A 26787-nucleotide genomic window follows, 5' to 3' on the forward strand; every position below is an offset into this window, starting at 1 on the left:
AGTGCACAAAACCGCCGGAGCTACCGATCCCAAGTTAATGTGCGTCCGCAGTGAGCTTGAGCGGCTCCCCCGGCGCGGGTGCGCGCTGCAACAGCGCCACCAATTCCTCTGGGCCGGCGAGCTTTTCCGGTCTCACGGTGACACCTTGACGCACATAGTGAAAGGCCGCACGGATGTCTGACTCCGGGCAGTTCTTGATCGCCGCCCACGCCAGCCGGTAGACCGCGAGTTGGACGGCGGCGTGCTTTTTGGCCTCATCGTCGGCCGGTGGTTCGCCGGTCTTCCAGTCGACCACCGTCATGCCACCGTCCGGGTCGGCGAACACCGCGTCGATCCGGCCGCGCACGACGGTGTCGCCGATCGCCATCTCGAACGGCACCTCGACGTCGACCGGGGTGCGGGCCGCCCACTCTGATCGAGTGAAGGCATCTTGCAGCGTCGCGAGTTCCTCGGTTTCGGTGACGGTCCCGTCGACGGCACCGGGCAGGTCGTCGAGGTCGAAAAGGCGCTCGGCGCCATAGAACCGCTGCACCCACTCGTGGAATGCGGTGCCCAGGATCGCATGCGGGTCCGGCCGGGACGGCAGCCGTCGGGTCAGCCGGCGCAGCGCGGTCGGGTCGCGGTCGAGTTCGACCAGCGCGCTGACCGACAGTTGGCCGGGTAGCTGCGCCGGCGGCGGGGTGAGAATGCGGGCCCGCTCGGCCAACAGTGCGTCGACGTCGGCGACCCAGCCTTCGGGATCCTCACCGGCGTCGGCAGTCTCGCCGTTCAGCGCCGCTCGCACCAATGCGGCGCCATTCTCGACATCGACACGCGCGCGACCAAGCGGATCGGCCGGCCAGATCGCCTCACGGACGTTGTCGCGCAACGGGTTACGCTCGCCCTCGGCGGGCGGCGGGGCCCAGAGTTCGACCTCCCCGCAGGGCTCCCCCGCCGCGGCCGCCTCGTCGATGATGTCCTTGATCTCCAGCAGGAAGTCCGACGGACCGCGGGGTTTGCTTTCGCTGGCGCCCCAGTGGTGGCCCGACAGCAACAGGGTGTCTTCGGCCCGGGTGATCGCGACGTAGAGCAGCCTGCGCTCCTCGTCGAGGCGGCGCTGCTCGAGCTGATGGCGGTGCGCCATGATCGTGTCGGACAACGCCTTTCGATCGTTGACCTTCGCGGTGTCGAGCACCGGAACCCCGTGCAGACCTTCGGCCGCCCGGTCACCACGCAGCAGCGGCGGCAAATCGGCAGGATCGGTCAACCAGCTGCGCTTGGCGGCGGTGGACGGAAAAACCCTGGCGGACAGGTGCGGAACAGCAACCACCTGCCACTCCAGCCCCTTGGCGGAGTGCACGGTCAACACCTGCACCCGCCCGGCCGCCACGCTGACCTCGGCGGGGGCCAGTCCGTTCTCCACTGTTTCGGCTGCGTCCAGGTAGGCCAGCAGACCGTCGGCGGACGCCTGCGGGCGGGCCGCGTAGTCGGCCACCACGTCGGCGAATCGGTCCAGGTGCTCGGCACCGGCCCATCCTGCGATCACCGGCCGAGCAGCCCGCACCTCCACATCGACCCCGAGCGCACGACGCACCTCGCCGACGAGCTCGGTGACCGGGTGGCCCAAAAATGTTCGCAGCCTTGCCAGTTCACCGGCGAGGTCGGTGATTCTCTGGCGACCTTCTGGTGAGTATGCGGCCGCGGCGCCCGGATCGGCCAGCGCGTCAGCCAGGCTCGCGGTGTCCGCGTCGGGTCCGGCCGCGGCGATGATCTGCTCGGCGCTCGCCGCCGCCGGCCGCGCCCCGTCGAGCGCGACCGCGCGGCGCCAGAGCGCCGCGAGGTCGCGCGCGCCGAGCTGCCAGCGCGGGCCGGTCAGCACCCGCATGGCCGCCGCCCCGCCGGCCGGGTCGGCGACCAGGCGCACCATCGCCACCACGTCGGCGACCTCGGGGATGGACAGCAGCCCGGCCAGCCCGACCACTTCGACCGGCACCCCGCGAATGGCCAGCGCCTCCGCGATCGGACCGGCATCGGCGTTGCGCCGCACCAACACCGCGGCGGTCGGCGGTTGGTCATCGGCCGCCGCATAGCGCTGCGCGATGTGGTCGGCGATCCATTCCCGCTCGGCGGCAACGTCATTGAGCAGGGCGCAGCGCACCGTGCCGGGGTCGGCGCCGGGCCGCGCGCGCAGCGCGCGGACCGCCACCGACCGGCGGCGTGCTTCGGCCGACACGGCATTGGCGATGTGCAACGTGCTCGGCGGATTGCGCCAGCTGGTCCGCAGCTCGAGGGTCGGCGCGGGTGAGCCGTCGGCTTGGGGGAAGTCGGTGGTGAAACGCGGCAGGTTGGTGGCCGACGCTCCGCGCCAGCCGTAGATGGACTGGATCGGGTCCCCGACCGCGGTGAGCGCCAGGCCCTCATCAGCGCCTTCACCGAACAGCGAGGACAGCGCGATCCGCTGAGCATGGCCGGTGTCTTGGTATTCGTCGAGCAGGACCACCCGGAACCGGTCGCGCAGCTGCGCCCCCACCTGCGGGCACGAGGAGGCCAGGCGTGCCGCCGCCGACATCTGCGACCCGAAGTCCATCACCTTGTCGGCCCGCATCCGGGCATGCAGCGCGTCGATCAGCGGCACCAGGGCGGTGCGTTCGGTCTGGGTGGCCAGCATCGCCAGCAGCCACTGGCTGGGGCCGCGGTCGCGCTGGTAGCGCCCGGCAGGCAGATGGTGCACCAGGCGTTCGAGTTCGACGTGGGTGTCCAGCAATTGGTCGGTGTCGACCAGATGCTCGGCCAGCTCGCCGGACAGCTTCAGCACCATCGCGGTGACGCCCGCGGGATCCTTCTCGGTGTCCAACGGCCCCGGATAGCCGCTGACCACCTCGAAAGCCAGCTGCCACAGCTCGGTTTCGCTCAGCAGCCGGGCATCGGGCTCCACCGGGAGCAGCGGCCCGAACTCGCGCAGCAGTGTGCCGGCGAAGGCGTGATAGGTGCTGACCGTCGGGGCGCCCTGCTGCGCCGACCCGCCGAGGTGGCCGGCCAGGCGGGCCAGCCGGGAACGCACCCGGCGCAACAGCTGGCCGGCCGCCTTACGGGTGAAGGTCAGGCCGAGCACCTGCCCCGGATCGGCGAATCCGTTGGCCACCAACCACACCACCCGTGCGGCCATGGTCTCGGTCTTGCCCGCACCGGCGCCGGCGATCACCACCAGTGGGCCGGGCGGGGCGGCGATGACGGCGGCCTGCTCGTCGGTGGGAGTCGGAAGGCCAAGGGCTGCAGCCAGTTCCGTGGGACTGTAGGTCATGACTGTTCCGTTCGCGCCGAGGTGTGCGCGGGGCAGCCGGCACGCATCGGGCAGTGCGCGCAGCCGTCGTTGACCCGGGCGAGGAACTGTGGGCCGGCGGTCGCACCCGCGGCCTGCTGCACAGTCTGTCGCCACTCGTCGGTGCTCTCGGGAGTCAGCGGGGACTGCTCGCGCTCGGTGGCACCCGACGCGTTCGGCTTGGCCACATACACCAGCCGCCCACCACCGGGGCGATCGCCGTCGGCGAGCGCGCCCTCGGTGACGGCCAACTGGTAGAGGCCGAGCTGGGCGTGCCGCTGCGCCGCATCCTTGGTCACCGGACTCTTGCCGGTCTTGACGTCGACGATCACCAGCCGGCCCTCGGCGTCGCGCTCCAGCCGGTCGACCCGGCCGCGCACCCGCACCCCGGGCAGGTCCTGCCCGGGGGCGGCGATCGCCCCGTCGACGTCGATCTCGGTGCCGATCTCGGTCAGCTCGTGACGAGTGGCCGCGCGCCACGCCACGAACGTCGCGAGCATGGCCCGGTGCCGGTCCAGTTCGTTGGCGGCGTACCACGGCGAATCGAAGGGCAATGTGCTCCAGAGGGTTTCCAGCCGCGCGAACAACCGCTCCTCGCTGATCGTCGAATCGGCGATCAGCGCATGCACCACCGAGCCGAGGGTCGAGCGCAGGTCGCGGCGGTCGGAGCCGCCGTGACGTTCGGCCAGCCAGCGCAGCGGGCAGTCGGTCAGCGTCTGCAGTGTCGACGGGCTGAGGGTGACGGTGTGCTCGTCACCGCTCCATAGCGGCTCCGCCGTGCTGACGGTCGTCATGCCGTACCACTGCGACGGGTCGGCACCCGCGACGCCGTCGGCTGCCAGTCGCGCCAATTGTTGTGCGGCCGTGCCACGTTCACCGTCGGTGACCGCGCCGGCCGGGGCGCAGACGACCGCGCGCAGCCGGCCGACGACCGCCGCCGGTGCGAGCACCGGCGGCGCGACGGCCGGCGCAGCAGGCTGTACATCCGCGGACGTGTAGCCGGCGATCTCAGCGACGAACGGCGACGGCAGCGAAGCGCCGTCGCCGGCGTCGCTGTCGACGGCGGTGACCAGCAGGCCGCGCCGCGCGCGGCCCATCGCGGCGATCAGCAGCCTGCGCTCCTCGGCGAGCAGCGGGGCGCGAGCCGAGACGTCATCCCCCAGCCCATCGAGCACGTCGAGCAGCCGCTGGGTGCCCAGCACCCCACCTCGCGGTGTGGTGTTGGGCCACAAACCATCCTGCAGCCCGGCGATGACGACCAGGTCCCAGTCGCGGTCCAGTGCCGCGTGCGGGCTCAGCACGGCGACAGTCTCGGTGACATGACCGTCACTGCTGACCGGCGGGAGTTGCAGCCCCGCAACATGATCGAGCAGACCGCTCAGAGACGCGCCGGTGGTGCGGGAGACGTAGTCGTCGGCGATGTCGAACAACGCGGTGACGGCTTCGAGGTTGCGATCGGCCAGTGCGCCTTCGGTGCCGCCGCGCTCGGCCGCGGACAGCCAGCGCCGCTGCAGCGCGCTGCGCTCCCAGGCCTGCCACAGTGTGTAGCGCGGGTCGCGGTGCCGGCGGTGCCCGCGGCCGGCCGCCGTCAGCACCGCCCGCACTCGGTTGACCGGGCGAGCGAGCGTCGCAGGCAGATCCACCGGGCCGGTGGTCAGCGCCGCGACGAGTTGCTCGCCGAAGTCACCAGAGGCGTTGCGGCGCAGCGCACGACGCAACTGCCGCAGCGTCACCGGGTCGACTCTGCCGATCGGACCGGTCAGCAGGGACACCGCCTGCTGAGCATCGAGGCCGTCGGCGGTCGCCGCCAGGACCAGCAGCAGCGCCTGCGCCGCGGGCTGGTCGGCGATGGACCCTGCCAGCTGCGCCGCGGCGACCGGCACACCGGCACCCGCCAGCGCCCTGGGCAGGGCCGCGGCGGCCGACGGCGAGCGAACGATCACCGCCAGCTGCGACCACGGCACCCCGTCGACGAGATGCGCCCGGCGCAGCGTGTCGGCGATCAACGCCGCCTCGGCGTGCGCCGAGCCCGCCACGCGAACCTGCACCGATCCGTCGTCGTCGGTGTTGCCCGCCAGATTGCGCCAGGCACTGTTGCCGGGCAGCCCCGCGGCGACCCCACTGATCGCGGCGGCCACCGCCGGCGCGCACCGGTGCGACCGGGCGAGCTCGACCATCGGGGTGTCGGACGCGGTCAGCATCGCCGGGTCGGCACCGCGGAAACCGAAGACCGCCTGATTGGGGTCACCGGCCAGCAGGGTCAGCTCGGCGCCGGCGGCCAGCACCCGGACCAGCCGCGCCGCCTGCGGATCGAGGTGCTGGGCATCGTCGACGAGCAGCAGGCGTACCCGCGAGCGCTCGGCGGCCAGCAGCTCGGCGTCGGAGGCCAGCGCCTCGAGCGCCGCGCCGACCAACTCGGCAGCGCCCAGCGCGGGCACGGTGGCCTGCGGCGCCGCGGTGCCGACGGCCGCGCGCAGCAGCATCACCTGTTCGTATTGCTGCGCGAACCGGCCCGCTGCGGCCCACTCGGGCCGTCCGGACAGCCGGCCGATGCGTTGCAGCGCCAGCGGGTCCACTCCGCGCTCGGCGCAGCGGGCCAGCAGGTCGCGCAGTTCGGTGGCGAACCCGGCGGTGGTCAGTGCGGGGCGCAGCACCTGCGGCCAGCGTGATGCCGACGCGTCGCCGTCCTCGAGATCGCCCGCGAGCAGCTCGCGAATGATGCCGTCCTGCTCGGCCCCGGTGACCAGCCGAGGCGGCGGATCACCTGCGCGGGCAGCGGCCTGCCGCAGCACCGCGAACGCATAGCTGTGCAGCGAGCGGACCAGCGGTTCGCGCACCACCGCCCGGCACGGCTCGGCCGAGCGCGCCGCGAGCAAAGTGGCGGTGAGCGTCGCGCGGGTGGCAGCCGCGAGCCGACCCGAACCCGTCAGCAGCAGAACCGATTCCGGGTCCCGTCCGGCAGCGATGTGCGCGGCGGCCGCCGCCACCAGCAGGCTCGTCTTGCCGGTCCCCGGCCCGCCGACGACGCGCACCGTGCCGCGCAGCTCCGGGCGCAGCACATCGGCAGGCTCGGTCACCGGGGCAAGCAGGGCGGTCGTCATGGCAGTCATGTCACCACGCACCACCGACAAAAGGCAGAAGTGGCAGCATGGCCCCCGTGACCCACGATCTTCACGTCCACCGCTTCGGTCCGGCCGGCCCCGTTCAGGTGCTGGCCATCCACGGCCTGACCGGCCACGGCTACCGGTGGCGCAGGCTGGCCGACGAGCACCTGTCCGAATTCACCGTGGCCGCACCCGATCTGATCGGGCACGGCCGCTCGTCGTATGCGGCGCCGTGGACGATCGAGGCCAACATCACCGCATTGGCCACGCTGGTGGAGAACGACGCCGACGGCCCCGTTGTGGTGGTGGGACATTCCTTCGGCGGCGCGATCGCCCTCAATCTCGCGGCGGCATGCCCCGACCTGGTGTCCGGGCTGGTGCTGCTGGACCCGGCGATCGGCCTGGACGGCCAATGGATGTACGAGATCTCCGAGTCCATGCTGGCATCGCCGGACTACCCCGATCGGGAGCAGGCCCGCACCGAGAAGTTCACCGGTTCGTGGGCCGACGTCGATCCTGCCGAACTCGACGAGGATCTCGATGAGCATCTCATCGCACTGCCCAGCGGTCGCTTCGGCTGGCGGATCTGCGTGCCCGCGATGATGTCGTACTGGAGCGAGCTGGCCCGCGATATTGTGCTGCCGCGCACCGGAACTCCGACAACCCTGGTGCGGGCGCAGTGGACGGACCCGCCCTACGTCAGCGACGAACTTCTCGACGGGCTGTCGACACGGCTGGGCGCGGACTTCACCCTCGTCGACTTCGCCTGTCAGCACATGGTTCCGCATGCCAAACCGCAGGAGACCGCCAAGGTCATCCGCGATCTCCTCGGAGCGAATTAGCGATGGCGCCGGTCACCGATGACCAGGTCGAGCAGGTGCGCGGGCTGGTCGCCTCGATACCGGCCGGCCGGGTCGCCACCTACGGTGACATCGCAAGGGCGGCAAAGCTTTCCAGCCCGCGCATCGTCGGCTGGATCATGCGCACCGACTCCTCGGATTTGCCATGGCATCGGGTCATCACCGCGTCCGGCCGCCCGGCCGCCCATCTGACGACACGCCAGCTCGAACTCCTACGGGCCGAAGGGGTACTGGCCAAGGACGGCCGGGTGAACCTGGCCCAAGACCGGCACGAGTTCTAGAGCACCAAGGGTTTCCGGGCGCGCCGAGATCGACGTTATGTTGCGCCGTTCTCGCACTTTCCCGCCCAAACGTCGGTTTCGGCGCAGAACTGGAGCCTAGAGAACCAGCCTGATCAGCGCGGCGGTGCGCGCCAGACCGGGGAACGCGGCCGCCGTCGAACGTGGATGCAGGGCATGCACAGCGAGCCGGAACATCAAAGCGCGCAACAACATCTGCGGCCACTCCGGCAGAGCATCCCAGCGCTCGATCAAACCATCGTCGGCCTCACCCCAGGCCAAAGCGTCGACCACGACCACCCCGGCCGCCCACGACGCCGGCCGCCAATAGGGCGTGATGTCGGTGATACCCGGCGCGGCCGTCCCGGCGAACAGGACGGTGCCGTACAAGTCGCCGTGCACCAGCTGATTGGGACTCTTGGTCGGCTTCCGCAACCCGGCCAGCTGATTGATCAGGTCCACCGATCGCTCGCCGTCGGCAGTTCCGGGCGCCACCATCGCCCCGGGCGGCAGCGAATGCAGCGGACGGTCCTCCCAGGCGGCCCGGTCCGCGGCGATGAACACGTCGACGTCGCTCCACGGTGCCACCGGCGCCTGGGTCAGAAATCGCGGCCGTTCCAGCTTGGCGGTGGCCTCATGCAGCCGCACCCCGGCCGAGACGACCTCGTCGTGGCGGGGTTCGGGCGTACCGGCGACGAATGTGTCTGCCCGCCAACCCGACACCACGTAGCGGCCGTCAGTCGAACGGACCGGGCGGGCCAGCCGCACCCCGTCGATGAACAACGTCTCGCGGGCCTTCGCCGACCACGCGGCCCTGGCGTGGTCGGCAATCACCGACAGCACTACCTCGCCGCACTTGAAGCCGCCTTCCCAGCCCGCACCGAGCGGTTCAGGATCCTGGCCCTTCAGCCCGAAGGTCGCCAGAACATGATCAGGCGGGCGTTCATCAGTCACCCCGTCCACCCCGACAGCCTAAATTGTCGCGACGCAAAGTAGCTGTCAGTACATGACCATGTCGGGATCGATTTGCTTCGCCCAGGCCACAATCCCGCCCTGCAGGTGCAATGCATCAGAAAAACCGGCTTTCTTCACAAGGGCCAGCGCCTCGGCCGAACGCACGCCGGTCTTGCAGTAGAGCACCGGGACCCGGTCGTGCGGCAACTTGGTCAGGCCTTCCCCTGATTCGATCACCGATTTCGGGATCAGTTCGGCGCCGGTGATGTGGTTGATCTCCCACTCCACCGGCTCGCGGACGTCGATCAGGACCAGCTTTTTGCCGGAATCCAGCAGCTCACGTAGCTCGCGCGGGGTGACCGTCGAATCCTGCGCGGCGTCGGCGACAGCCTCGGACACCACCCCGCAGAACGACTCGTAGTCGATGAGTTCGGTGATCTTCGGCGTTTCGGGATCCTTGCGGATCCGGATGGTCCGATACGTCATGTCGAGTGCGTCGTAGATCATCAGCCGGCCCAGCAGGGTCTCGCCGATCCCGGTGATCAGCTTGACGGCCTCGGTGCCCATGATCGACGCGATCGAGGCGCACAGGATGCCCAGGACGCCACCCTCGGCGCAGGACGGCACCATGCCAGGCGGCGGCGGTTCGGGATAGAGATCGCGATAGTTGAGGCTGCGCTCGTTGCCGTCCTCATCGGCCGGCGCGTCCTCCCAGAACACCGAGGCCTGGCCTTCGAAGCGGTAGATCGAGCCCCACACGTAGGGCTTGTGCGCCAGCACCGCGGCATCGTTGACCAGGTAGCGGGTGGCGAAGTTGTCGGTGCCGTCCAGGATCAGGTCGTACCGCTCGAACAGCTGCACCGCGTTGTCGGGCGCCAGCCGCAGCTCGTGCAGGCGCACGGTGACCAGCGGGTTGACTTCAAGGATGGAATCGCGGGCACTTTCGGCCTTGGACCGCCCGATATCGGACTGGCCGTGGATGATCTGGCGCTGCAGATTGGATTCGTCGACGACGTCGAACTCGACGATGCCGATCGTGCCGACACCTGCCGCGGCCAGGTACAGCAGCGTGGGCGAGCCCAGTCCGCCGGCGCCGATGACAAGGACCTTGGCGTTCTTCAGACGCTTCTGCCCGTCCACGCCCAGGTCCGGGATGATCAGGTGGCGGCTGTAGCGCGCCACCTCGTCACGAGTGAGCTCGGCGGCGGGCTCGACCAGCGGCGGCAACGAAGACACCGGCACTCCTCGCTCTCGGCTTCAATCAATACGAGCCGGACGGACGTTCACCATCCATCTCAGCAGGTGGTCAGACCAACGGCAAACAGCCGCGAATGCTTCCGCGAGACCTACGCGCTCAGGCGATCGGATATGGCCACGAGTTGAACCGGCAGGTCTTCCCGTCCGGTTTGACGTACTCCGGGTCGAACTTCGACGCGTCGTTGTCGGCCGTCGAGAACGTCTGCTGCATCATCACCGGCGCCAGTCCGCCGTTCTCGTCGCACGGCTCGTGATGCTGGTAGCCGATCGCGTGGCCCACCTCGTGGTTGATCAGGTACTGCCGGTACGAGCCGATATCGCCCTGGAACGGCACCGCGCCGCGCACCCAACGGGATTCGTTGATGAACACCCGCGGCTGAGCGTCGGGGCCGTAGGCCGGGTTGTAGCAGGACGACTCCAGCGGGATCTCGTAGCCGCAGCCCTCCCGCACCGTCATCGGTGATGTCAGCGACACCCGGAAATCCGGTTTGACGCCGGGGCTGCTGTCATCGATCCGCTCGAAGGCGAACTGCGGATTGTGAATCCAGCTCTTCGGATTGCCCAGCGTCTCGGTGACCATCCGGGCAAACCCCTCGTCACCGCCGAAGGACCCGGTGTCGACGCCGTCCTCGATCTCGACGGTGTAGGTGAACGTCTTGGCGGTGCCCTCACCGACCTTGGGCGTGGTGCCCGGCACAACGTGCCACGTCTTGGCGCCCGCCTCGGTGAACGCCCCACCTTCGGGCAGGATCCCGGTCGGCAGGTTCGCGTCGAATTCGGTCAGCCCGCGCGGCGGCGCGCCGATGATCGCCGTACCACTCGACCCGATCGTCGGCGGGCCTTCGACACCGCCGTGCGCGACGGTGGGTTCGGTGGCCGGAGCCGCCGTTCCGGTGATGGTCTGATACAGCACCACTCCGGTGACCACCACGAGCACCGGTAGCGCATACGCGCGCCAGCCGTAGGTCGAGATGAATCGGCCCAACCAGCTCTGTTTGCGCCATTGACGACGCTGATCACGGTTGGATCTGACCCTGCCGTGCTCTTCGGCCAACGGGTCCCGCAGCGCGCGCAGCGGCTCACGCCACTCGTTGCGCAACACAGGCACACGACCGCCGCCGCGGTGCCCCGGGTCGTAGGTCACCGACCCAGGATGGCACAACAGCCGTATGCGAGACTCCCGGCGCGCCCGTGCCTTCCCCGCGCGCGCTACGGGCCAGTAACCAGTAGCGGGTAGTAATGTCAGTTCAACGGGGCTGCGAGCGCGGGGGTAATGCTGCCCAGCCACACACAGATTGAGGACCCGATGAGCGATCTCGCCAACGCGGCCGAGCGGAAGTCCGCTCGAACGGCCAATGGCGACCGTCCTGCCACCGCCCCTCGGCGTGGCAGCCGTCTTCCCCGCGACGAGCGACGGGGCCAACTGCTGGTCGCGGCCAGCGAAGTCTTCGTCGACCGCGGCTATCACGCCGCAGGCATGGACGAGATCGCCGATCGCGCGGGTGTGAGCAAACCCGTTCTCTACCAACACTTCTCAAGCAAGCTTGAGCTGTATCTGGCGGTCTTGAACCGGCACGTCGAAAATCTGGTGTCCGGTGTGCGCCAAGCCCTGCGCACCACCACCGACAACCGGCAACGGCTGCGCGCGGCGGTCCAGGCCTTCTTCGATTTCATCGAGCACGACGGCCAGGGTTACCGGCTGATCTTCGAGAACGACTACATCACCGAGCCGCAGGTCTCATCCCAGGTCAAGGTGGCTACCGAATCGTGCACCGATGCGGTGTTCGACCTGATCAGCCGGGATTCCGGGCTCGATCCGCACCGCGCCCGGATGATCGCGGTCGGCCTGGTGGCCATCAGCGTGGACAGCGCGCGGTACTGGCTGCACGCCGACCGTCCGGTGTCCAAAGAGGCCGCGGTCGACGGGACGGTGCAGTTCGCCTGGGGCGGCCTGTCACACGTCCCGCTGACGCGCGGCTGACGGCGTTAGGGCTTAAGCGCCTGCGGGTCCCGCGGCGATCCCGAAACCAACCCGGCGCACGTCGGCGACACCGATCTCGACGTAGCTGATCTTGGCGGTCTGCACCAGGAAGCGGCGGCCCTTGTCGTCGGTCAGGCTCAGCACGTCCGAGCCACCCTTCGAGAACGCCGAGGTCACCAGCTCTTCCACCTCTGCAGGCGTCTGGGAGCTCTGGAACACGAGCTCACGCGGGCTGTCCGTGACACCGATCTTGACCTCCACGCTGGCCCCTTCTCTCTTGTCTGCGTCGTGTGCGCGTCTTCCCCAGAAGGCTAGTGGACGCCCGCCGACCCGGTTGAGGCCAGCCGTTCGCGGTGAGCGAATAGGGCATCAAGCTGGGATAACAGCATGGCAACGGACAGGCGCGGCGCGCCGCTTCGAGGCTTGCGCGTCCATAACCTTGCCTCGTGAGCGACACCAAGCGCCGACGCCGGCTGGTCCAGTGGCCGCGGGTGGCGCTGACCACCGCGGGCGTGCTCGTCGCCGCCACCGCGACGACGTACGTCGTGCGCACCGGCGACGCCGCCTCCACGACGCCGGAGTTCGGCGGCACGACACCGACCCGCACCGTGGTGGCCATCCCCGGCCCACGCACCTCGACCCCGCCGCTCGCTCCGGTCACCGTCACCGTCCCCGGCCTTCCGGTGGAGACACCGGTCATGCTCCCCCCGACCACCGCCCCGGCCGCCGCACCGATGGCCCAGACCACCGTCGATTCCGCCTTGGTCGTCTACACCGTCGCCGGCAACCAGCGGCCCGACGATTCGGTGACCATCACCTACGCCGACGAGACCGGCGCGTTGCGCACGGTCGAGAACGCGTCGCTGCCGTGGCGACTGACTGTCGTCCCGACCGTGCCGGTCAACTACGTCACGGCCAGCAGCAACGGAAGTCAGCTGAACTGCTGGATCACCGACGCCGGCGGCGCGACCGTCGCGGCCCAGACCGACAACATGATCTCGGCGACCTGTAACCGCTAAGCGAGCCCGAGCTGGCGCATCCGGTCGTCGTGCGTGCGCTGCAGCCGGTCGAAGAAGTCGGCCACCTGACCCAGCCCACCCGGACCGGCCAACACCAGGTCGACGAGTTCGTCGTGCTCGGCCAGCACGTATTGGGCCTGGGTGATCGCCTCACCGAGCAGCCGGCGCGACCACAGCGCCAGCCGGCTGCGCTGCCGCCCGCTGGTGGTCACCGCCGCCCGCACCTCGGCGACCACGAACTGCGAGTGGCCCGTCTCGGAGAGCACCCCACGCACCACCGAGGCCACCTCGTCGGGCAGCACGTCGGCGATCTCCAGATAGAAATCGGCCGCCAGCGCATCGCCGACGTACGTCTTGACCAGAGCCTCGAGCCAGGTGCTCGGCGTGGTCAGCCGGTGGTAGTTCTCCAGCGCCGAGGCGTGGCGCGACATCGCCGGGACGACGTCGACGCCGCGGGCCTCAAGAGCGTCGTGTAGCAGCTCGTAGTGGGCCATCTCGGCGGCCGCCATGCTGGCCATGTTGATCCGGCCCAGCAGGTTCGGCGCCATCCGTGCCTCGTCGGTGAGCCGGTAGAACGCCGCGACCTCGCCGTAGGCCAGCAGCGCGAACAACTCGTTGACGCCGGGGTGATCGGCGGAGATGCGCGCGGCAGATCCGGCGGCGGGTTGCGGGGCGGTCATGGCCGACACTGTAGTCGCGGCTGGGGCTGCGATCAGTCTCGGCAAGCGCGACCAGCTACAATGGAACCTGACATGCGCCGTGAGGCGCGGTCAAGGAAATGTGCGTGCACGCAGTGGGCCCGCCTCCCTCAGTGCGGGGCCCGGCGAATCGGCATCGAATCTCTTGACGCCGACTCCATTCCGAAGTCAGAACTCGTGCGCGCTGGACACAGCAACGAGGAACGACATCGGAAGGCACAACGCCACCACATGACACCACTGACAACACACCCCCATCTGTCCTTTGCCCAGCTCGGAGTGCGTGACGAGATCGTCCGCGCCCTCGCGGAAGAAGGCAAGGAACACGCCTTCGCCATCCAGGAACAGACCCTGCCGATGGCGCTGGCCGGCGACGACCTCATCGGTCAGGCCCGCACCGGCATGGGCAAGACCCTGGCCTTCGGCGTACCGCTGCTGCACCGGATCACCACCGACACCACGCGCCCGCTGACCAGCATTCCGCGCGCGCTGGTCGTGGTACCGACCCGCGAGCTCTGCCTGCAGGTGCACGGTGACCTCGTCGCCGCGTCGAAGTACCTCCAGGCCGACGAGTCCCGCAAGCTGACCGTCACCGCGATCTACGGCGGGCGCCCCTACGAGCCGCAGATCGAGGCGCTGCAGAAGGGCGTCGACGTCGTCGTCGGCACCCCCGGCCGGCTGCTCGACCTGGCCCAGCAGGGTCACCTCCAGCTCGGCGGACTGTCGGTGCTGGTGCTCGACGAGGCCGACGAGATGCTCGACCTGGGCTTCTTGCCCGATATCGAGCGCATCCTCAAGCAGCTCCCCGAGAAGCGCCAGGCCATGCTGTTCTCGGCGACCATGCCGGACCCGATCATCACGCTGGCCCGCACGTTCATGAACCAGCCCACCCACATCCGGGCCGAGGGCGTGCAGGGCGCAGCCACCCACGACACCACCGAGCAGTTCGTCTACCGCGCCCATGCGCTGGACAAGGTCGAGATGGTCAGCCGCATCCTGCAGGCGCAGGGCCGCGGCGCGACGATGATTTTCACTCGCACCAAGCGCACCGCGCAGAAGGTGTCCGACGAGCTCGGTGAGCGCGGCTTCAAGGTCGGTGCCGTGCACGGCGACCTGGGCCAGATCGCCCGCGAGAAGGCGCTCAAGGCGTTCCGTACCGGTGATATCGACGTGCTGGTCGCGACCGACGTGGCCGCCCGCGGTATCGACATCGACGACATCACCCACGTCATCAACTACCAGATCCCCGAGGACGAGCAGGCCTACGTGCACCGCATCGGGCGCACCGGCCGGGCCGGCAAGACGGGCATCGCGATCACCCTCGTCGACTGGGACGAGCTCGAACGCTGGTCGATGATCGACAAGGCGCTCAAGCTCGAGTGCCCCGACCCCGCGGAGACCTACTCCAGCTCACCGCATCTCTACGAGGAACTGAGCATCCCGACCGACGCCGGCGGCTCGATCGGTGGCCCGCGCAAGTCGGCGCAGGCCGCCAAGAAGCAGGACGGGACGCGGATCAGCTCGACGGACTCCAACCGGGAACGGCCGAGCCGCAACCGGTCTCGTCGTCGCACCCGTGGCGGTGCTGGAGCCAGTGGACACGTCGAGACCGCGGCGGATTCGCCCGCTGCCGACAAGCCTGCGGCCACCGACGGCGGCGACGACAGCCCGGCTCGCAAGCGCCGGCGCCGGCGTCGGCCGCGCCCCGCCGCCGAGGCCCCGGCAACAGCAAGCTGACGACCGCTATCGTCGCCTAGATGGTCAGACCCGAGCGCCGCACCAAGAGCGATCTCATCGCGGCGGCGACGATCGCGCTTGTCGTGGCTGTCATCGCCGGCCTGTTCTGGTGGAACAGCTCGGCGCGGGCCACGATCAGCCGGCCGGCCACCTCGCCGCCGCCGAATCCGGTTCCGGCACGGGTGGTTCCCGACACGCTGCATCAGCTGTGGACGGCGGCCAGCCCGCGCACGCTGAGCCCGATCGTGGTCGGCGGCACCGTGTTGACCGGGGACGGGACGACGGTGGAGGGCCGCGACCCGCAGACCGGACAGGTCCGCTGGACCTATGCCCGCGACACCGACCTGTGCGGAGTGTCCTACGTCTACGACCTCGCCGTCGCGGTGTACCCCGACGTTCGGGGCTGCGGTCAGGTCAGCGGCATCAACGGCGGTACCGGCCGCCGCGGCCCGACCCGCACGTCCTACGCCGACAAGCGAGTGGTGCTCAGCTCCAACGGCAGCGCTGTCCTCTCGGCCGGCCCTACCCGGCTGGAACTGTGGCGCTCGGACCTGGTGCGGATGCTGTCCTACGGCGAGATCGACGCCAGAGTCAAGCCGGTCAATCAAGGCGTCGGCACCGGCTGCACCCTGATGTCGGCGGCCGCCAGCGACGAAGCGGTGTCGGTGCTGGAAGCCTGCCGGGATCAGAAGGATCTGCGCCTGACACTGCTCAAACCGGCCAAAGAGGAAGACGAACCCGACACCAAGAACGTGCCACTGCCCGGCGTGAGTGCCGATTCCGAGGCGCGGGTGCTTGCCGTGGCGGGCACGACGACCGCGGTCTACCTGCCCGCGCCGCAGCCCGAGATCGCCGTCTACGACGACACCGGCACCAAGATCGCCAGCACATTGCTGAAAAAGCCTCCGGTGCTTGCCAATTCGGCCCAGGCCGTCACCAAGGCCGGCGACATGTTCACCTGGTGGACCGGTGACAGCGTGGAGGTCTTCGACTCCCGGCTGTCCTATCGCTACACCATCGAGGCGTCCGCCGCGGTGGGCCCGCTGGGCCCGGGCGCGATGATGGCCGGCAAGTTGCTCATTCCGCTGACCAACGGCCTGGGGGTGTACGACCCAGCCAAGGGCGCCAACGAGCGCGTCATCGCCATCACCCACCCGGACGGCTCAGGACCGGTGGTCCCCACCGTCACCGACTCGAAGGTGATCGAGCAGCGCGGTCAAACGCTGGCCGCCTTCGGCCCCTAGACCTCAGGGGTGAAGGTCGGCAATTCCTTGCCGGACTTCCAGTGCTTCAGCAACGACTTCGCCAGTTCGCGATAAGCCGTGCCGCCCTTGCTCTTTCGGCCCGCCAACACCGACGACCCGGACGCACTGGCCTCGGCGAAGCGCACCGTCCGCGGGATCGGCGGCGCCAGCACCGGCAGGTTGTAGCGGTCGGCGACGTCCAGGAGCACATCGCGGCTGTGCGTGGTGCGCGAGTCGTAGAGCGTGGGCAGCGCGCCGAGCAGCTTCAGGTTCGGGTTGGTGATCTGCTGCACGTCGTCCACGGTGCGCAGGAACTGGCCGACGCCGCGGTGCGCCAGCGTCTCGCACTGCAGCGGCACGATCACCTCGTCGGCGGCGGTCAGCCCGTTGAGGGTCAGCACACCCAACGAGGGCGGACAGTCGATGATCACCACGTCGAACTGGTCGAGCTTGTCCAGCGCGCGCTTCAGGGCGTACTCGCGGCCGGCCCGCATCAGCAGCATCGCCTCAGCGCCGGCCAGGTCGATGTTGGCCGGCAGCAGCGTCATGCCCTCGGCCGTCTCCACCAGCGCGGCGCTGGGCTCGACATCGCCGAGCAGCACCTCGTGCACCGACACCGGAAGTTTGTCCGGATCGGTGCCCAGCGAGAAGGTCAGACAGCCCTGCGGGTCGAGATCGATGAGCAGGACACGCTTGCCCGCATCAACGAACGCCGCCCCCAGAGATGCGACCGTGGTTGTCTTGGCCACCCCACCCTTCTGGTTGGCCACCGCCAATACTCGGGTCACGGTGACCATCCTTGCAGGTTCACCGCCGTTGCGTCCCGGCTGTTACGGCGCGCCTGGTCATCGGGCAGAATCAGTCAGCGTGAGCGTCGGAACGCATCGGCTGGTCCTGCTTCGGCACGGCGAAACCGAATGGTCCAAGAGTGGCCAGCACACCAGCACGACCGATATCGGCCTCACCGAGCAGGGACGCGAGCAGGCCAAACTGGCCGCCCTCACACTCGACCACCTCGGACTCGACAATCCGCTGGTGATCAGCAGCCCGCGCAAACGCGCGCTGGAAACCGCCGAGCTGGCCGGGCTGACCGTCGACGAGGTGTCTCCGCTGCTGTCCGAATGGAATTACGGCGACTACGAGGGCCTGACCACCCACCAGATCCGCACCGACACCCCCGGCTGGCTGCTGTGGACCTACGGCTGCCCCGGCGGCGAGAGCGTGGACCAGGTCAGCATGCGCGCCGATCAGGCGGTATCGCACGCGCTGGAGAACATGGTCGAGAGGGATGTGGTGTTCGTCAGCCACGGCCACTTCTCCCGCTCGGTGGTCACCCGCTGGGTGGAGCAGCCGCTGCGGGAAGGCGCCCGGTACGGGTTCGGGACGGCCTCGGTCGCGGTGTGCGGTTTCGAGTACGGCCTGCGGCAGCTCTCGGCGCTGGGTTTGACCAGCCACCGGGTCACCGGGACGTGATGGCCCCGCTCTCCTTTGTGCTCAGCGGGCCCGCCGGGACGGTCGTCGCCGAAGGGATCCAGACGGGGTACGACGATGTCGCTGCGGCGTCGACCGCGCTGGCCGACGGGTCGGCCGATGTGGTGGTCGGCGCGTTGCCTTTCGACATCCGGGGCAAGGCGGCGTTGTTGTCGCCGACCTCGGTGACATTCACCGACGCCTTGCCCGCCTGGCCGATGACGGCGTTGCCTGCGGTTCGCATCGCCGCGACCCTGCCCTCACCCGAGGAGCACCGTGCCCGCATCCATACCGCCCTGGGCCGTCTCACCAACCCTGAAAGCGCTTTGCAGAAGGTCGTTTTGGCGCGTGCGTTGCGTCTTGTCGCCGACGGTTCGCTGGACGAGCGAGCGATCCTGCACCGGCTGGCTGCCGACGCCGAGGCCACGGCCTACCTGGCCGACCTGTCCCCCGCCGGTGGCGACTACGCCGGCACCGCCCTGGTGGGCGCCAGCCCCGAACTGCTGGTCGCCCGGTCCGGTGAACTGGTCAGCTGCCAGCCGTTCGCCGGGTCAGCGCCGCGCTCGGCGGACCCACAGACCGACGCCGCCAACGGCGCCGGTCTGGCCGAGTCGGGCAAGAACCGCCATGAGCACCAGCTGGTCGTCGACACGATGCGGGCCGCACTCGAGCCGCTGTGCGCCGAACTCGAGGTCGCCGAGCAGCCACAGCTGAGCCACACCGCCGCGCTGTGGCACCTGTCCACCCCGATCCGCGGCCGGTTACGCGACTCCTCGGTCACCGCAATCGATTTGGCGCTGGCCCTGCATCCGACTCCGGCGGTTGGCGGGGTTCCGACGCAGGACGCAGTCGATCTGATCGCGCAGCTGGAAGGCGACCGCGGCTTCTACGCCGGCGCGGTGGGCTGGTGCGACGCCCGCGGTGACGGCCGGTGGGTGGTGGCGATCCGCGGCGCACAACTGTCCGCCGACCGCCGCGTGGCGCTGGCCCAGGCCGGCGGCGGTATCGTCGCAGAATCGGACGCGGATGACGAAGTAGCAGAAACCACAACGAAATTCAGGACCATCCTGTCTGCATTGGGAGTGCAATCATGACGCTGATCCGCTTGGCCCGTCCCGGCGACGAGGCCGACATCGTGACGATGATCCGCGAACTCGCCGAATTCGAACATGCGCTCGACCAGTGCACTGTGACCGAAACTCAGATCACCGCAGCACTTTTCGCCGAGAATCCGGTCGGGTCGTGCCACATCGTCGAGGTCGACGGTGAAGCCGCCGCGGTTGCCCTGTGGTTCCGCACCTTCTCCACCTGGGACGGCGTGGCCGGAATCTACCTGGAGGACTTGTTCGTTCGCGACAAGTTCCGCCGTCGCGGGCTGGCCCGCACCCTGCTCGCGACGTTGGCCAAGGAATGCGTCGACAACGGGTACACCCGCCTGGCGTGGGAAGTGCTCGACTGGAACGTCAACGCGATCGCGCTCTACGACGCCGTCGGCGGCAAGCAGATGTCGGAATGGCTCAATTACCGGGTGAGCGGCCCAGAGCTCCAGGCGCTGGCTTCAGAAGCCTGACCGGCCGCCCACGATGCCAGCAGCGCCAGATCGTCAGCGGTCGGTGTGCCTGCGGGCGCGGTGTAGACGGTGAAGTGCAGGCCGGGGTCGGCGGGCAGTTCCAGGGACTCGACGTCCAAGTCGAGCTGGCCGACGATCGGATGGTGCATCCGCTTGCGTCCGGACCGGTGCAGCCGCACGTTCTGAGATGCCCACCGCTGCCGGAATAGCTGGCTGCACGTTGACAATTCGCCGACCAGCGCGATGAGCTCCTCGTCGTGCGGATTGCGGCCGACCTCCATGCGTAGCTTCGCGGCCACGTCATCGGCAATCTGGTCGAAGTCGACGAAGAACTGTCTTGCCGCGTCGGGATCCAGATAAATGAACCGAGCCGTGTTCGCGGGTCGTCGCGGGTCGGCCAACACCGGCGAAAACAGTGCGCGGGCAAGATGATTGGTGGCGAGAACGTCATAACGGCTGTTGCAAATCCACGCCGGCGCATCGGAGATGGCGTCGAGTACCCGTTGCAACGTCGAGCGCACCGTCACCGCAGGATTACGCCGGCGTGCGCCGCTGCGCGCCCCAGATCGGCGTGCGAGGTGGAACAGGTGATCGCGCTCGGCCTCATCCAGCTGTAGGGCCGATGCCAACGCCTCGAGCACGCCATCGGAGGCACCGGCGAGGCTGCCGCGCTCCAACCGCACGTAATAGTCGACCGATACCCCCGCCAGAAGCGCTACCTCCTCGCGACGCAAACCTTTGACCCGACGGTTGCCGCCGGAGGCGGGCAGGCCCGCCTGCTCGGGTGCGATGCGGGCGCGACGCGAGCTGAGAAAATCGCGGATATCGGCACGTAGATCCATCGTGGCCATCCCTCCACCGTAAGCTCGCCACGCAATCCGAGGGAGGCACTGCGAGTACCCCGCCGCCTAGGTGCCCGATGCGGTTGTCGCGATGCCCCCGTCTACCGGGATGACGGCACCCGTGAGGTATGCGCCCGCCCGGCTGGCGAGAAACACGGCGACACCCGCCATGTCGTCGTCACGCCCGAGGCGGCGCAGCGGGGCCGCGGCAGCGATCGTGTCGCCGATGGCATCGAGCGTGGAGGCCATCATCTGCGACGGGAACGGTCCCGGCGCCACCGCGTTCACCGTGACGTGCTGTGGGCCAAGCTCTCTGGCAAGCACTCTGGTGAGTTGATGCAGTGCCGCTTTGCTGCTGGCGTACGAGTAATTGGGCGACTGGGCGACGTGGATCGCGGCGATACTCCCGATGTTGATGACCCGTGCTGGGTCATCGGCAGTGCCCGCCCTGCTGAGTGCCGGGAGCAGCGCCTGCACCAGCCAGAACGGCGACTTGAGGTTGAGGTCGATCACCGAGTCCCAGGCCTCGTCCGGGAAGGTCGCCAGCGGCTCACGCCACATCGCTCCGGCGTTGTTGACCAGGATGTCCAGGCGTCCCGACTCGACCGTGACAAGGTCAGCGAGGCGTTGACACTCGTCGTGCCTGGACAGGTCCGCGGGGATCGCGTGAACGTCACCGAATGCGGACAGTAGACGCTGCGCCTCCACGCAAGAATCGGCGTTGCGTGAGCTGATGACGACGCGGGCGCCCGCCTGGAGAAGGCCGCGCGCGATCATCAACCCAATGCCCCTGGTGCCGCCAGTGACAAGGGCGTACTTTCCGCTTAGATCGAAAAGTTCTGTGTGAGTGGTGAATTGGCTGTCCGTCATCCAACCAGGTTGACAGGCATGTTCGGCCGCTGGGAGATCCTGCCGATACAGGTACTACTGGGCCCCCGATGCCCAGCGCAGCGCCGGCGGGCTGAACAGCAGCCCGAGCACCGCGATGGCCACCCCGCCGAGAGCGACGGCGTAGACCGGCTGGTGTGCGGCCACGATGTACCAGGCCACCGGCAGCAGCAGCAGATTCGCGAAGATCGCGATCCCTCGGCCCCAGCGCCGCCCGGTGATCAGTGCCCACCCGGCGGCCAGGACCGCGGCGCCCATCACGGCGAACCAGCCGGCCGTCCCGTATCCGTTGACGATGTGCTGGTCGGCGCCGCCGACGGCGCGCACCACCAGCACGATGGCCACGACGATGGCCACCACACCTTCGGCCGCCGCAGTGAAACCGGCGTAGCGGACCACGGATGGGAGAGCAGATTGGGTCACCCCCGTAAGGTAGCCCGTCCGATCACGCCGGTTCCGGCCGCGCCGCACGGAACCAGCCCAGCGGGCTGAGCCCGCGATAGGGATCGGTCTCCCGCAGCACCAACAGGTCGTCGAGAATCTGCTCGAGATCGGTCTGCGTGCGCCGCTTGACCTCCTCGGCCCAGCCCGCGGCGTCGATTCCCACCGGCGTCGAGGTGTCGATGGGAGCGCCGAAGCGCAGATACATCCGCTCCGGGCGTGGGATGAGCGTCGGTCCGACACCGCGCAACAGCGGAATCGCCATGTCCTCTCGTCCGCCGAACCGGCTGCTCACGGCCTGACTGAACCGGCCCCACGCGCTGTCCCGCGACGTGATGGGCCGGTAGACGTCGTCCCCGCCGACCAGCCCGACCGGCACGATCGGATAGCCGGTTTCGATTGCGACGCGGGCGAATCCGGACCGGCCCTGCCACCGCAGGGTGTATTCCTCACCCTTGAATTTCGGGATCTCGCGGCCGCCGCCGGGGAACACCAACACGGTCTGGTCATGACGCATGAGCTCGCGGGCGGTCGCCGGGGCGCCGACGACGCCGCCATAGGCGGCCATGAGATCGCCGGGGAGGCCACCCATTTGACCGAACTGGCGGTCGGCCAGCGGCCGAACCCGAACCCCGATCTGCCGGCGCACGGCATACGGAATCAGGAAGGTCTCGGCGCTGCCCATCTGAGTGTGGTTGCCCACCAACAGAAATCGGCCGTCGGCCGGGATGTTGCTCAACCCGTCGATGTAGGGGCGCCACAGCTCGATCACCGGATCGATATTGTCGGCGACAGCGCCCAGCACGCGTTTGAGGGCACGAACCCTCGGCGGATGCTCCATGACGGCAGCCAGCGCCGCCTCTTCGGTCATTCCCCGCGACGGCCACGCGGGCTCTGGTCGGCTTCCCACTGCCACTCCTCATCCACAAACGAACTAGTTCGTTCTTTATACTCTTGCTTTGTGAGAAGCACCTCAGAGCTGCGCGAACACATCCTGACCGCCGCACGCACCGAATTCGCCCGGTACGGATTCGCCGGCGGGCGCATCGACCGCATCGCCTCGGCGGCCAGCGCGAGCAAGGAACGGCTCTACGCACACTTCGGCGACAAGGAGGCACTCTTCCGCGAGGTACTCGCGGTCGACGTCGCCGAGTTCTTCCAGGCTGTCCAGATGCGGGCCGACGCTGTCCCCGAGTTCGTCGGCGACGTCTTCGACGTCAATGTGCGTCGCCCCGAGCACCACCGCATGGTCGCGTGGGCCCATCTCGAGGGCCTCACCCTCGAAGAACCCACCGCCGACGGCCAGCACCTGCCCGAACTGGCCATCGCGACGATCGTCGAGGCTCAGGCCGCCGGGTACGTCGATCCGTCCTGGGACCCGCGCGACCTGCTCGTGACGTTGTTCGGGATCGCCCTGGCCTGGGCGCACTGGCCCGATCCCGGGGCGGTGACGACCTCGTCGGCGGTCTTGGCGCACCGGCGGGCGGCCGCGGTCGAGGCGGCCTCCCGCGTCATCTCCCCCGCCCGGTGAGTCAGCGCCGGAACACCACCCAGCGCATCGCGCAATACATGTAGATCCCCTCGCAGGCACCGGCCGCGATCCGCGCCACGTGGTACTCGACCCCGAGCACACGCAACGCGCTGGAGACCCCGAGGATGAATGCCAAGTAGTTGATGACCACCACGACGACGTAGACGGCCACCTGCGGCCCGACCGCACCGTGGGACTGAAAGTTCACCACCCGGTTCAGGACATAGCTCGCGGCGGAGGCACATGCGTAGGCGAGCGTCACCGCGAGCCCAAACGGCATATGCAGGACGCCGTGCAGCAGCGTGAGCACCACCAGATCCAGCGCGAAGGTGCCGGAGTTGATCACCACGAAACCCAGGAACGTTGGCGCCACAACGGAATTCAGACCGAATGGGAGTCGGGCGACAACCGCTTCACAGGCCCGGTGGAACCATCCGAGCGCACTGGCCGACCCCTGCTCCGACCCCACAATCACGCCGCGAGCATGCCACCGGCAGCTGACCCCTTGATGATGCGCAGGCAAACACTTCGAATTCCCGGCCGCCACGCGGATAGGCTCATGGCTCGTGCGTGCCGTCCTGATCGTCAACCCGAATGCCACCTCCACCACCGCAGCCGGCCGCGACCTGCTCGCCCATGCGCTGGAAAGTCGTGTGGACCTCAACGTGGTCCACACCGATCACCGCGGTCACGCCATCGAGATCGCCGAAGCCGCCAAGCACGACGGCACCGACGTGATCATCGTGCACGGCGGCGACGGCACGGTGAACGAGGTGGTCAACGGGCTGATGGGCCGGCCGGGACGGGAACTGCCCGCATCGATGCCCGCCGTCGCGGTGGTGCCCGGCGGGTCGGCGAACGTCTTCGCCAGGGCGCTGGGCATCAGCCCCGACCCGATCGTGGCCACCAATCAGCTGGTCGACCTGCTCAGCGCCCGCCGCAACGGCGCAGCGTGGCGACGGATCGGGCTGATGGACTGCGGTGAGCGCTGGGCGGTGTTCACCGCCGGCATGGGCGTGGACGGCGACGTCGTGGCCGCTGTCGAAGCGCAGCGGGCCAAGGGCCGCAAGGTAACTGCGGGCCGCTACATTCGGGTAGCCGTGCGCGAGATGCTGTCCAGCGCCCGCAAAGAGCCCCTCCTGACCCTCGAGCTGCCCGACCAGGCACCGGTGACCGGCGTCTACTTCGCCTTCATCTCCAACTCGAGCCCGTGGACCTACGCCAACACCCGGCCGGTGTGGACCAACCCGGACACCACCTTCGAGACCGGACTGGGTCTTTTCGCCGTGACCAGCATGAACGTCTGGAAAAACCTGATGCTGGTGCGACGCATGGTGTCGGCGAAGCACAACATCAAGGCAAAGCACCTGATCCGCGACGACGACGTGGCCTGGGTGCGGATCAAGAGCTCCGAGCCGGTCGCCAGCCAGATCGACGGAGATTTTCTCGGGCTGCGCGAAGAAATGACGTTCCGGTCGGTTCCCGGTGTGTTGAGCGTTGTCGCTCCGCCCGCTTCCATACCCTCTGACCAGCGGTAATAGCGTCACGCGGTCTGCCCGAGGGCGCAGATGGGTTGAGTGTAGTACAAACGGGTAGAGGGTTTGGTAACCCACCCCCGCAGTGACATTGCACACGTGTTAACTGAGTCCTATTGACATCCGTCGAGGCTGTGAAACGATCGGATGCAACAGCACAGAAACATTCGTGTGCACGCGTTAACAGCCGAAGAAAAGCGAGCGCGGTTAGTCGCGCACTTAGTAAGGAGTAGCGAGAAATGGATTGGCGCCACACAGCGGTCTGTCGCGACGAGGATCCGGAACTGTTCTTCCCGGTCGGGAACAGCGGACCGGCGCTCGCCCAGATCGCTGACGCAAAGCTGGTCTGCAACCGGTGCCCGGTAACCACCGAGTGCCTGACCTGGGCTTTGGACTCCGGCCAGGATGCCGGCGTCTGGGGCGGCATGAGCGAGGACGAGCGTCGCGCGCTCAAGCGTCGCAATGCCCGCACCCGCGCGCGCAGCAGCGTCTAAGCCGCTTTCAGACTTCAAAAAATCGCGGCCCCGGCAAATGCCAGGGGCCGCGATTTTTATTGTGCAATGTCATGTCCGTCACATTTGCTATTGCGGAACTCGCGCTCCCGAACGCCGGCCGAGTGGCACACGTAACACGACGTCTGTCCCGCCGCCGGGAACGTCGTGCATTCCCAGGGAGCCGTCGAGCTCCGCGGTGACCAACGTCCGCACGATCTGAAGGCCCAACCGGTCGGACTTTTCCAGGCTGAACCCGTCCGGCAGCCCGCGTCCGTCGTCGTGCACCACGACATCCAGCCATCGCGCCGAGCGTTCGGCCCTGATGGTCACGCAGCCCTGTTTGGCCGACGGCTCGAAAGCGTGCTCGATGGCGTTCTGGACAAGCTCCGTCACCACCATCACCAACGCGGTCGCCCGGTCGGCGTCGAGCACGCCCAGCGCCCCGTCCCGGTTGATGCGGATGGGCGTGTCGACGCGGGCGACGTCGTTCATGATCGGCAGGATCCGGTCGATCACCTCGTCGAGGTTGACCTCCTCGTCCACCGACATCGACAACGCCTCGTGCACCTGCGCGATGGAAGCCACCCGGCGCACCGACTCCATCAGCGCCTCGCGCGCCTCTTCGTTGCTGGTGCGTCGGGACTGCAGGCGCAGCAGCGCCGCGACGGTCTGCAGGTTGTTCTTGACCCGGTGGTGGATCTCGCGGATGGTCGCATCCTTGGACAGCAGGGCCCGGTCACGGCGCTTCACCTCGGTGACGTCCCGGATGAGCACCGCCGCCCCGGCAGCGGCGCCGTGGACCACCAGCGGCAGCGTGCGCATCAGCACCGCCGCACCGCCGGCGTCGACCTCCAGCCGCATGCTCGACCCACCTGCGAGCGAGTCACGAACGTGCTCGGCCAGTTCGAGGGCCTCGAACGGATCGGAGATCAGCGGGCGGGTGATGGCCACGAGGTTGTGGCCCTCGAGTTCGGCGGCCAAGCCCATGCGGTGATAAGCCGACAACGCGTTGGGGCTGGCGTAGACCACGACACCGTCGACGTCGAGACGGATGAACCCGTCACCCGCTCGTGGGCTCGAGCGGGACAGTGCCAGATCGCCGACGTTGGGGAACGTGCCCTCCGACAGCATGTGCAGCAGGTTGCCCGCACAGTCCAGATAGGCCCGCTCCAGCGGCGAGGACGTCCGGCGCTCGGCCAGCGCGGTCTGGTGGGTCAGGACGGCCACGACGTGGTTGGCGTAGCGCACAGGGACGGCTTCGACGTCGATATCGGGCGCGCGCTGCTCGAGGTCACTGTCGCCGCGGCCGATCGCACCCGAGGTGAATGCCGACGTCACCAGCGGCAGCTCGCCCTCAGCCACGACGGTGCCGACGGCATCCTTGAGCAGGACCGTCGGAGCGGTGTTGGGCCGGCACTGGGCCACGCAGACCAGCGCGCCGTCGTCGCGGCGCACCCACATCAGGTAATCGGCGAACGAGAGGTCCGCCAGCAGCTGCCATTCGCCGACCACCGCGTGCAGGTGGTCCACAGCGCTGCCCGGCAGCACCGTGTGCTCGGCGAGCAGGTCACCGAGGGTGGACAAAG

26 protein-coding genes are annotated in these 26787 nt (G+C 68.7%); 12 read left to right on the forward strand and 14 right to left on the reverse strand.

Annotation, left to right across the window (positions count from 1 at the left end; translation table 11 throughout):
• Window positions 1-34: 34 nt before the first annotated feature.
• Together EV580_RS07785 and EV580_RS07790 are read right to left on the reverse strand one after the other, a co-directional pair.
• Window positions 35-3343, reverse strand: a complete 3309-nt coding sequence (locus EV580_RS07785) for an ATP-dependent helicase (protein ID WP_502703920.1) — start codon at window positions 3341-3343, stop codon at window positions 35-37.
• Window positions 3277-6399, reverse strand: coding sequence for an ATP-dependent DNA helicase (locus tag EV580_RS07790; RefSeq protein ID WP_166654608.1), 3123 nt, complete (start codon window positions 6397-6399; stop codon window positions 3277-3279). The genes EV580_RS07785 and EV580_RS07790 overlap by 67 nt, the downstream gene beginning before the upstream one ends.
• Before the next feature lie 56 nt (window positions 6400-6455).
• On the opposite strand from EV580_RS07790, the gene EV580_RS07795 reads away from it, so the two are divergent.
• Together EV580_RS07795 and EV580_RS07800 are read left to right on the forward strand one after the other, a co-directional pair.
• Window positions 6456-7244: an alpha/beta fold hydrolase gene (locus EV580_RS07795; RefSeq protein ID WP_166654609.1), complete on the forward strand. Its 789-nt coding sequence runs from the start codon at window positions 6456-6458 to the stop codon at window positions 7242-7244.
• 2 nt (window positions 7245-7246) lie between these two features.
• Entirely contained in the window at window positions 7247-7543 is a 297-nt protein-coding gene (locus tag EV580_RS07800; protein WP_133690469.1) for an MGMT family protein, read from the forward strand.
• A 96-nt stretch (window positions 7544-7639) separates the two neighbouring features.
• Here the strand turns inward: EV580_RS07800 and EV580_RS07805 are convergent, their stop codons facing one another.
• The 3 genes from EV580_RS07805 to EV580_RS07815 form a co-directional block, all read right to left on the reverse strand.
• A complete protein-coding gene (locus EV580_RS07805; RefSeq protein ID WP_133690470.1) occupies window positions 7640-8494 on the reverse strand; it encodes a TIGR02569 family protein in 855 nt (284 codons plus the stop codon).
• A 45-nt stretch (window positions 8495-8539) separates the two neighbouring features.
• Window positions 8540-9730 carry an adenylyltransferase/sulfurtransferase MoeZ gene (gene moeZ, locus EV580_RS07810; protein ID WP_133690471.1) on the reverse strand — a complete coding sequence of 397 codons (1191 nt, stop codon included), beginning with the start codon at window positions 9728-9730 and terminating at the stop codon, window positions 8540-8542.
• Between the two features lie 118 nt (window positions 9731-9848).
• Complete coding sequence (locus EV580_RS07815; RefSeq protein ID WP_133690472.1) at window positions 9849-10895, reverse strand: DUF3152 domain-containing protein; 1047 nt, start codon at window positions 10893-10895, stop codon at window positions 9849-9851.
• A 162-nt stretch (window positions 10896-11057) separates the two neighbouring features.
• Between EV580_RS07815 and fasR the strand changes: the two genes are divergently transcribed.
• Window positions 11058-11732, forward strand: coding sequence for an HTH-type transcriptional activator FasR (fasR, locus tag EV580_RS07820; protein ID WP_133690473.1), 675 nt, complete (start codon window positions 11058-11060; stop codon window positions 11730-11732).
• Between the two features lie 12 nt (window positions 11733-11744).
• Here the strand turns inward: fasR and EV580_RS07825 are convergent, their stop codons facing one another.
• On the reverse strand, window positions 11745-11993 hold the full coding sequence (locus EV580_RS07825) for a DUF3107 domain-containing protein (RefSeq protein WP_133690474.1): 249 nt from the start codon (window positions 11991-11993) through the stop codon (window positions 11745-11747).
• Between the two features lie 185 nt (window positions 11994-12178).
• Between EV580_RS07825 and EV580_RS07830 the strand changes: the two genes are divergently transcribed.
• The gene (locus EV580_RS07830; RefSeq protein ID WP_133690475.1) at window positions 12179-12751 is read left to right on the forward strand and encodes an MmpS family transport accessory protein; all 573 of its coding nucleotides are present in this window, start codon (window positions 12179-12181) and stop codon (window positions 12749-12751) included.
• On the opposite strand, the gene EV580_RS07835 is transcribed toward EV580_RS07830, so the two are convergent.
• A complete protein-coding gene (locus tag EV580_RS07835) occupies window positions 12748-13431 on the reverse strand; it encodes a ferritin-like fold-containing protein (protein WP_133690476.1) in 684 nt (227 codons plus the stop codon). The two genes, EV580_RS07830 and EV580_RS07835, sit on opposite strands and share 4 nt — an antisense overlap.
• Window positions 13432-13680: 249 nt before the next feature.
• Between EV580_RS07835 and EV580_RS07840 the strand changes: the two genes are divergently transcribed.
• Together EV580_RS07840 and EV580_RS07845 are read left to right on the forward strand one after the other, a co-directional pair.
• Window positions 13681-15186 carry a DEAD/DEAH box helicase gene (locus EV580_RS07840; RefSeq protein WP_133690477.1) on the forward strand — a complete coding sequence of 502 codons (1506 nt, stop codon included), beginning with the start codon at window positions 13681-13683 and terminating at the stop codon, window positions 15184-15186.
• 20 nt (window positions 15187-15206) lie between these two features.
• Window positions 15207-16430 carry an Rv3212 family protein gene (locus EV580_RS07845; protein ID WP_133690478.1) on the forward strand — a complete coding sequence of 408 codons (1224 nt, stop codon included), beginning with the start codon at window positions 15207-15209 and terminating at the stop codon, window positions 16428-16430.
• On the opposite strand, the gene EV580_RS07850 is transcribed toward EV580_RS07845, so the two are convergent.
• Window positions 16427-17227, reverse strand: coding sequence for a ParA family protein (locus tag EV580_RS07850; protein ID WP_166654610.1), 801 nt, complete (start codon window positions 17225-17227; stop codon window positions 16427-16429). The genes EV580_RS07845 and EV580_RS07850 overlap by 4 nt on opposite strands.
• A gap of 70 nt (window positions 17228-17297) precedes the next feature.
• Between EV580_RS07850 and EV580_RS07855 the strand changes: the two genes are divergently transcribed.
• Genes EV580_RS07855 through EV580_RS07865 form a run of 3 tightly spaced genes read left to right on the forward strand, consistent with a single transcriptional unit; the run spans window position 17298 to window position 19470 of the window.
• Window positions 17298-17903, forward strand: a complete 606-nt coding sequence (locus tag EV580_RS07855; RefSeq protein ID WP_133690480.1) for an acid phosphatase — start codon at window positions 17298-17300, stop codon at window positions 17901-17903.
• On the forward strand, window positions 17903-18994 hold the full coding sequence (locus tag EV580_RS07860; RefSeq protein ID WP_133690481.1) for an isochorismate synthase: 1092 nt from the start codon (window positions 17903-17905) through the stop codon (window positions 18992-18994). The genes EV580_RS07855 and EV580_RS07860 overlap by 1 nt, the downstream gene beginning before the upstream one ends.
• Window positions 18988-19470 (forward strand): GNAT family N-acetyltransferase, encoded by a 483-nt coding sequence (locus tag EV580_RS07865; RefSeq protein ID WP_133690482.1) that lies wholly within the window; start codon window positions 18988-18990, stop codon window positions 19468-19470. Before EV580_RS07860 ends, EV580_RS07865 begins: the two co-directional genes overlap by 7 nt.
• Here EV580_RS07865 and EV580_RS07870 read toward each other — a convergent pair.
• From EV580_RS07870 to EV580_RS07885, 4 genes are read right to left on the reverse strand one after another with little or no spacing between them, the layout of a single operon-like run.
• Window positions 19422-20321, reverse strand: a complete 900-nt coding sequence (locus EV580_RS07870; RefSeq protein ID WP_133690483.1) for a helix-turn-helix transcriptional regulator — start codon at window positions 20319-20321, stop codon at window positions 19422-19424. The genes EV580_RS07865 and EV580_RS07870 overlap by 49 nt on opposite strands.
• 57 nt (window positions 20322-20378) lie before the next feature.
• Window positions 20379-21182, reverse strand: a complete 804-nt coding sequence (locus EV580_RS07875; RefSeq protein ID WP_133690484.1) for an SDR family oxidoreductase — start codon at window positions 21180-21182, stop codon at window positions 20379-20381.
• A 54-nt stretch (window positions 21183-21236) separates the two neighbouring features.
• Window positions 21237-21623: a hypothetical protein gene (locus EV580_RS07880; RefSeq protein ID WP_133690485.1), complete on the reverse strand. Its 387-nt coding sequence runs from the start codon at window positions 21621-21623 to the stop codon at window positions 21237-21239.
• 22 nt (window positions 21624-21645) lie between these two features.
• On the reverse strand, window positions 21646-22512 hold the full coding sequence (locus EV580_RS07885) for a lysophospholipid acyltransferase family protein (RefSeq protein WP_133691088.1): 867 nt from the start codon (window positions 22510-22512) through the stop codon (window positions 21646-21648).
• Between the two features lie 90 nt (window positions 22513-22602).
• Here EV580_RS07885 and EV580_RS07890 point away from each other — a divergent pair, with 90 nt between their 5' ends.
• Entirely contained in the window at window positions 22603-23172 is a 570-nt protein-coding gene (locus EV580_RS07890; protein WP_133690486.1) for a TetR/AcrR family transcriptional regulator, read from the forward strand.
• A gap of 1 nt (window position 23173) precedes the next feature.
• Here the strand turns inward: EV580_RS07890 and EV580_RS07895 are convergent, their stop codons facing one another.
• Window positions 23174-23647, reverse strand: a complete 474-nt coding sequence (locus tag EV580_RS07895) for a GtrA family protein (protein ID WP_133690487.1) — start codon at window positions 23645-23647, stop codon at window positions 23174-23176.
• A gap of 91 nt (window positions 23648-23738) precedes the next feature.
• Between EV580_RS07895 and EV580_RS07900 the strand changes: the two genes are divergently transcribed.
• Window positions 23739-24710, forward strand: a complete 972-nt coding sequence (locus tag EV580_RS07900) for a diacylglycerol/lipid kinase family protein (protein WP_133690488.1) — start codon at window positions 23739-23741, stop codon at window positions 24708-24710.
• 236 nt (window positions 24711-24946) lie between these two features.
• On the forward strand, window positions 24947-25201 hold the full coding sequence (locus EV580_RS07905) for a WhiB family transcriptional regulator (RefSeq protein ID WP_133690489.1): 255 nt from the start codon (window positions 24947-24949) through the stop codon (window positions 25199-25201).
• Window positions 25202-25288: 87 nt separating this feature from the next.
• Here the strand turns inward: EV580_RS07905 and EV580_RS07910 are convergent, their stop codons facing one another.
• Window positions 25289-26785, reverse strand: a complete 1497-nt coding sequence (locus tag EV580_RS07910) for a sensor histidine kinase (RefSeq protein ID WP_133690490.1) — start codon at window positions 26783-26785, stop codon at window positions 25289-25291.
• Window positions 26786-26787: the final 2 nt, after the last annotated feature.

The organism is Mycobacterium sp. BK086, assembly GCA_004362315.1.
In the GTDB taxonomy this organism is placed as follows: Bacteria; Actinomycetota; Actinomycetes; order Mycobacteriales; family Mycobacteriaceae; genus Mycobacterium.

Excerpts from the sequence above, each read along its gene's own strand:
- EV580_RS07790 (WP_166654608.1), bottom strand. The coding sequence starts at position 6,399 with ATGACGACCGCCCTGCTTGCCCCGGTGACCGAGCCTGCCGATGTGCTG.
- EV580_RS07905 (WP_133690489.1), top strand. The coding sequence starts at position 24,947 with ATGGATTGGCGCCACACAGCGGTCTGTCGCGACGAGGATCCGGAACTG.
- EV580_RS07885 (WP_133691088.1), bottom strand. The coding sequence starts at position 22,512 with ATGACCGAAGAGGCGGCGCTGGCTGCCGTCATGGAGCATCCGCCGAGG.
- EV580_RS07875 (WP_133690484.1), bottom strand. The coding sequence starts at position 21,182 with ATGACGGACAGCCAATTCACCACTCACACAGAACTTTTCGATCTAAGC.
- EV580_RS07800 (WP_133690469.1), top strand. The coding sequence starts at position 7,247 with ATGGCGCCGGTCACCGATGACCAGGTCGAGCAGGTGCGCGGGCTGGTC.
- EV580_RS07870 (WP_133690483.1), bottom strand. The coding sequence starts at position 20,321 with ATGGCCACGATGGATCTACGTGCCGATATCCGCGATTTTCTCAGCTCG.
- EV580_RS07850 (WP_166654610.1), bottom strand. The coding sequence starts at position 17,227 with ATGGTCACCGTGACCCGAGTATTGGCGGTGGCCAACCAGAAGGGTGGG.
- EV580_RS07835 (WP_133690476.1), bottom strand. The coding sequence starts at position 13,431 with ATGACCGCCCCGCAACCCGCCGCCGGATCTGCCGCGCGCATCTCCGCC.
- fasR (WP_133690473.1), top strand. The coding sequence starts at position 11,058 with ATGAGCGATCTCGCCAACGCGGCCGAGCGGAAGTCCGCTCGAACGGCC.
- EV580_RS07860 (WP_133690481.1), top strand. The coding sequence starts at position 17,903 with ATGGCCCCGCTCTCCTTTGTGCTCAGCGGGCCCGCCGGGACGGTCGTC.
- EV580_RS07845 (WP_133690478.1), top strand. The coding sequence starts at position 15,207 with ATGGTCAGACCCGAGCGCCGCACCAAGAGCGATCTCATCGCGGCGGCG.
- EV580_RS07840 (WP_133690477.1), top strand. The coding sequence starts at position 13,681 with ATGACACCACTGACAACACACCCCCATCTGTCCTTTGCCCAGCTCGGA.